4 protein-coding genes are annotated in these 5,825 nt (G+C 32.7%); all 4 read right to left on the minus strand.

The genetic code is table 11. The features are described 5' to 3' along the window. Positions 1-419: carbon starvation CstA family protein (locus ABJG40_RS05580; protein ID WP_348023588.1), on the minus strand; the 419-nt coding region annotated here is incomplete at its 3' end. Next, complete coding sequence (locus ABJG40_RS05585; protein WP_348023589.1) at positions 416-1,534, minus strand: hypothetical protein; 1,119 nt, start codon at positions 1,532-1,534, stop codon at positions 416-418. The genes ABJG40_RS05585 and ABJG40_RS05580, both read right to left, overlap by 4 nt. Continuing rightward, positions 1,534-3,297, minus strand: coding sequence for an FAD-dependent oxidoreductase (locus ABJG40_RS05590; protein ID WP_348023590.1), 1,764 nt, complete (start codon positions 3,295-3,297; stop codon positions 1,534-1,536). Before ABJG40_RS05590 ends, ABJG40_RS05585 begins: the two co-directional genes overlap by 1 nt. 15 nt (positions 3,298-3,312) lie before the next feature. Continuing rightward, the coding region (locus tag ABJG40_RS05595) for a hypothetical protein (RefSeq protein ID WP_348023591.1) at positions 3,313-5,825 on the minus strand (2,513 nt) is incomplete at its 5' end.

Raw genomic sequence — 5,825 nt, forward strand, 5'->3', positions numbered from 1 at the left:
GTCCCTACAAATATTAATAAAACCACCGTAAATATTCTCATAACGTGCTTTAGTTTTGGACCTAAATACACACCTACAATTTCACTAATACTCAAACCATCATCACGTACAGATAACATCCCCGAAAAATAATCATGAACAGCACCTGCAAAAATAGTCCCCAAAACAATCCATAAAAAAGCAGAGGGACCAAACATAGCACCTGCTATGGCTCCAAAAATAGGCCCTAAACCAGCAATATTTAAAAATTGTATTAAAAAAATACGCCATGTTGGTAACGGCATATAATCTACTCCATCTTTTAACTTTATAGCTGGAGTCTCTCTATTTTTGTCTATTACAAAAACCTTTTCTACAAATTTTCCATAAATAAAATAACCTGCAATCAGTACAATAATAGATGTGATAAATGAAATCATTTTTTATTTTTTAAATATTTTTTAATCAGATAACTATAAGTATAGTCTTGATTTTTACTTGTTTTTATTAAGTTAAATTCAATTTTCTTATCAATTTTAGCTGGGATTTTTTCTAAATAATTCAAATAAAACTTAAGTTGATTTTTTGTCATATCTTCTAAACTTTCTGATAAAATCTCAACAGCAATGGCATTTGCATACGCTATCCTTTTAATTAAAAGAGTTCTAGTATTGACATCTATATTGGGGAATGTTTGATATACCTCTGTAGAAACCTTTTGATCAGAAAAAAGAGAATCTGGTATTTTTTTAAGGATATAAGCTCTTGTTAAAGCATCATTGGTTTTAAAAATTTGCAAAATAGATTCAATGTGTTTTTCATAATCTTTTGCAGTAATCTGTTTTAAAGCATATTGCTGATAGTCTCTGTAAGGAGAATCTAAAAAATAAGTAATCAATTCATCAGAATGTATAGAATCGATGTATGTTTTCATCTTTTCTTTAACTTCTCCATGTACAATATGCCACAACGTGTAACATGAATATAATCCTCCTTTAACAACAGATTCTTTTATTTCTGCTTTGGTAGCTCCAGAAACAGCATCTATGTTTTTTGAGAACAAATTAGATGGTGAAACATAAACAGTATCTATTAAATCAGACATTTTTCGTCTTTTAAGAATAGAATGCTCATCTAATAGTAATTCATGAAGTTTAGCATAGTCTTCTGTTTCAAAGACATCGTGCTCAAATTTTGTAAGAGGTAAATCTGGATCAATACCGAAACCTACATAGTTTCCTAATAAATTCCAATATATTTTAAGGTTGGCTAGCTTACATTCACCATCTGCACATACCGCTGTTTCTATATCAGAAAAAAACAAAACGGGTTGTTTTTTACTATTGGACAATAACCTGACCTCTTGCGCTACATGAGTAGTATAACTACTATCTAATGATTTGGCTTTAAAATTAAAAACAGGAACATCCTTAACAATATCCTTCCATTCATCACCCATGCTAAAAAACAGAGGTTCATCATTTATAGGTTGTTGATGATGAAACCCTGTAACCAAAAATAAAGCAAAAATTAAAATGAATGTTTTATAATTCACTATTGTTGTGTTTCTATTAAATCTAAATATTCCTGTAAATGATTTGTATATACTTCTCTAGGATTGATATCATATTTTTTACAAATAACAGCTGCCAAACCTACTGCAGCACCCATTTGACCAGTTGTAAGCATTACTCTAGGCCCACCTAAACCAATGTGTGAACAACTAAAATTACGCCCTGCCATAAATAAGTTTTCTATATTTTTAGAGTATAAAGTTCTATAAGGCACATAGTATTTTTTAGTTCTATAAAAAAGTGCCTCGGAAAGAAAATCAGGTTCTTCCTGATCTTTTAAATTTCTTTGATAATGCACATCTATCTCTCTAGTTTCTTCTACAACAGCATCTTTAAACTTAGTGTTATTTTTCACATCATTAAAAGTGTAAATATAATCACCTATCAACCTTCTAGATTCTCTTTTTCCAACCAAATAAGAAACCCATTCTAATTTGTAGTTTTTATTCTTTTCCAACTTTTTTGCATTGGCAAAAGATCCATATATAGCTTTTAACATGTGGTCTCTTATTTCTTCGGCATCATGTATTTGATGAAGATCATTTCTAGAAAACTCCCAATACCACTCACCCGAAATAGCTTTATGGTCTTTAGCAACCTCTTTCGTCCATGGCAATTCAGGAAAATTATGAACTTTATCTGTTTTTTTAGTTTGCCAAAGTACAGAAGCTCCCATTACAAAATCATCTGGTTCTTCAGGACTCCATAGCTCTCCCCATTTATCCCAAAATTCATTATAAGTCTTGTAACTTTCTCTACCATAAGAAAATTCTGCACCAGCCCAAAAACCAATCCATCCATCACCTGTAGAGTCCACAAATCTTGGTGCTTTAAAACGGATTCTATCACCTGTAGAGGTGTTTTTTGCATCTACATACTGAATGCTGTTATTTTTTGATACGGCATCATAAGCTCTCCAATTTAAGAAAAGATCTATATTTTTAAAACTCTTCACGTTTTTATCTCTTTTTTCCTGATCGTACTTTGCTTTGTAAGACCCATTAGGGTAATGCTTGGTATCTATCATTTTTAAAATACGCTCGAACTTACCATAAATACCTAAACTATGCACACGCACTTCATCACTTGCATTACCTCCTAATACAGGTCTATCGTGAATTAAAGCAACTTTTAACCCTTGTTCCGCAGCAGCAATGGCAGCAGCACATCCTGCCAAACCACCTCCAGTAACCACCAAATCGTATGTTTTTTGTGTTTCTGGTGCTAAAGTTTCAGCTAACTTTTCTTTTCTCCAAGTTGTTTCATTTGCATCAGCAGATAATTTTTTAGATTTACTAAAATAAATGGCATCACACCTTCCGTTAAATCCTGTTAAATCTTTTAACTCTACAGCTACCGTTTCTGATTTTATTCTAACCTTACCAACATACTCCCAATTCCAATCAGGATTTGTACCTAAATTTTTCTTTAAAACCTTACCATTCACTGCAATTTTAAATTGACCTGGAGCCTCCCAATTTCCTAGAGCCCAATTTTTGGTTCTTACCCAAACATGGTATTTCCCTTTTTTGTTAAAGTTTACTTCCGTTTTGGCATTTTCTACAGGCACTCCCATACCGTGAGCCATTAAATAAGGAGACCCCATTTGCTCTACAAACTGAGGATCTACAACCCAACCACCTTTGTCAATAAAACTCTCAGCCTCTATTAATACCTCTTGTGCAATTCCTTTGGAAAATAAAAGATGTAAGATTACAAATACTGTTATTTTAAGTACTTTCATATTCTTTTCTAATTATTATTGATAAACAAACCACGCAGTGGCATTACAATTTTTAGTAGATGCTATTTGTGTCCAATGTGCACTAAATCCTTTTGGGAATTTATAAGTGATTTTTTTACCAGCTTTTACATCAAACGTTTTAAACAAAACAGGTTCTTTTGCATAATGATTTACATGGATGTATAATTTGAATTGTGTATCAACATCAGATGTTAGTGTAAGTGATTTTTCATCGTACCCTGTCATTAAATACCTATCTGATAATTGATTTGCTTTTACTTGCGTATTTTTCCATGGACCACCTTCTCCTACAGGTTTTCCAAAACTCCACAAATCATCAATACCACCAAACCAAAGTGCTACGTTACCATCTTCTGATTTGTATACATGTTCTGATGGTTTTGCATCTTGTTTAACCCCACTTAAAACTAATAAACCATTCCATGTATTAAACTCAGTAATTTGTTTGTTGTGAGTAGCCACAGGTCTCAACATTTTATACAATGGTTCTTTACCTACTTTAAACAAAGGTAATTCGTAAAAAGTACCTGCAATATTTGCCAATTCTCTTTCCGATTCTAATTCTCTAGCAACTCTAGCTGTTTTAGCTGAAAATTGTTTAGAATAATTAGCATGTCCTTTTGGTAATCTTAATTGGTAGTTTTTGGCATGTAGAATTACAGAAGCCTCGTCTTCTGACCAAAGTTCTTTTCCGTCTTCTTTTGCTTCAGAATTATCTTTTGCTTTTTTATTAAAGAAATCAACTTCTTCTCCAACTTTTTTATTTTTTAAAGCAGCTACAGAAGTACTGTCTTTAATTCCGTTTGTATAGGTAAAGTCGTATTTTAAAAACTCATAAGATTGCGTAGTTTTAAAAGTGTTATTTTCTATTTCTCCGGCATACACACTTAAGTTATAGTTTGTCTTATTGCTATATAATTTGGCATGAGATACTTTCCCAGTCTCATCAATATCAGCTAGACTTTTAAATAATTCAGCTCCGTTAGCTCTGTCTTTAAGATTTTGATCCGTAAAGTGGAATGCAGCTGTTAACTTACTTGTTTTATTAGCAACCAAACGTACCCATTCTGCTTTCACATCTTCATTAAAAATGTAATATTGATAACCTTCTTTACCTAATGATAGTTTTTCTAATTCTTTCCAATCACCTGTTCCGTTTTCATCTATCTGAATGGTAACATCCATTTGAGTTTTATCTGAACTATTTACGTGTAACATTCTGTTATCAAAACCAGAAATTAAAAAAGGAAGTGATGGTTTGTTAGCAACAACCTCATCATTGATCCAAATAGCTCCATAGGCAGATTTTGGTCCCCAATTGGCTAATTCTTCTTGTGTACCAAACCAAAGGTTAGATTGTGGCTGACCTGCATAAGGGTTTCCTTGAATACTCGTTTCATCAGTAGCTAGAACAACCTGATTGTTCCAACTTAAAAAATCTGGTATATAACGTAAATGCGATCCTATAGGTTTAATTCCGGCTGTATTGTTATGTGAAAATGTTTCAGGAAAATCAAAAAACATTCCGTGCATGTCCATCATCATTTTTCCATTACCAATTTCTCTAATTCTTGGCCATTCTGTAAACCACCCGTGCGATGGATCATTATTATAAGCTGCTTTAGGTAATAAGAACGTTTTCCACTCACCATTTTCTAAAACTTTTAATCGGATAGACCTTTTATCCCAACCCATTGCCCATAATGGAGATTGATCATTTGGTACTGCATTAATTCCGTTTTTAGTGGTAACATCAGTAAACTGTCTTCTTTCTACAACTTTAAAATTTTCACCATCAAACTCAGCTAAAATTCCATTATCTTCTTTAGTCTTGTTCTCTAAAGTTACTTTCCAGTTCTTACTTCCTTCGTGACCATGTTCTCCATTATTCGCCAAAATTAATTTATTCTGACTGGTATAAGCTCCTTTTCCGTGCCAACCCGGTAATGGATTATGATACAGTTTATTTACTTTTAAAGTATGCACATTTACCTCGTACAACATCCCTTCCATATCGTAATAATACACCATATTTTCAGGATCTTTTAAATGTCTTGCAATGGCTGTTAAACGACCTTTCATGTCTTTGATAGGTATTACCCTAACATTTCCTTGAGCATCTATAACATAAGGACCTATCAATAATTGATTGGATTCTTGATGAATCATTCTAGCAGCTGGAGTTCCACCAATACTTCCTTGAAAGATTTGCATGTTTTTATCTTTGTCTATAACATACAACTTATGCTCACTTCCTTTAGGCTCGTGTGCTGCATAATTGATCATATACATTTTTTCATTCCAAATAGCTAAGCCTCCAATTCCGCACTCATTTCCAAAATCATAAGTCCCATTTTCTCTAGCATGTGCATAAGCTGTTAAATGTGGATAAACACCACTAATATTTCTGCTTCCAGAAACTGAAGTTATTTCTCCATTATTAGCAGTAATAACTGTTTTTATATCACTCTTCTTTTCTTCAGAAGGTTTACAACTTAAACAAAATA

The sequence above is a fragment of the Polaribacter sp. genome (assembly GCF_039939415.1).
Classification (GTDB): domain Bacteria; phylum Bacteroidota; class Bacteroidia; order Flavobacteriales; family Flavobacteriaceae; genus Polaribacter.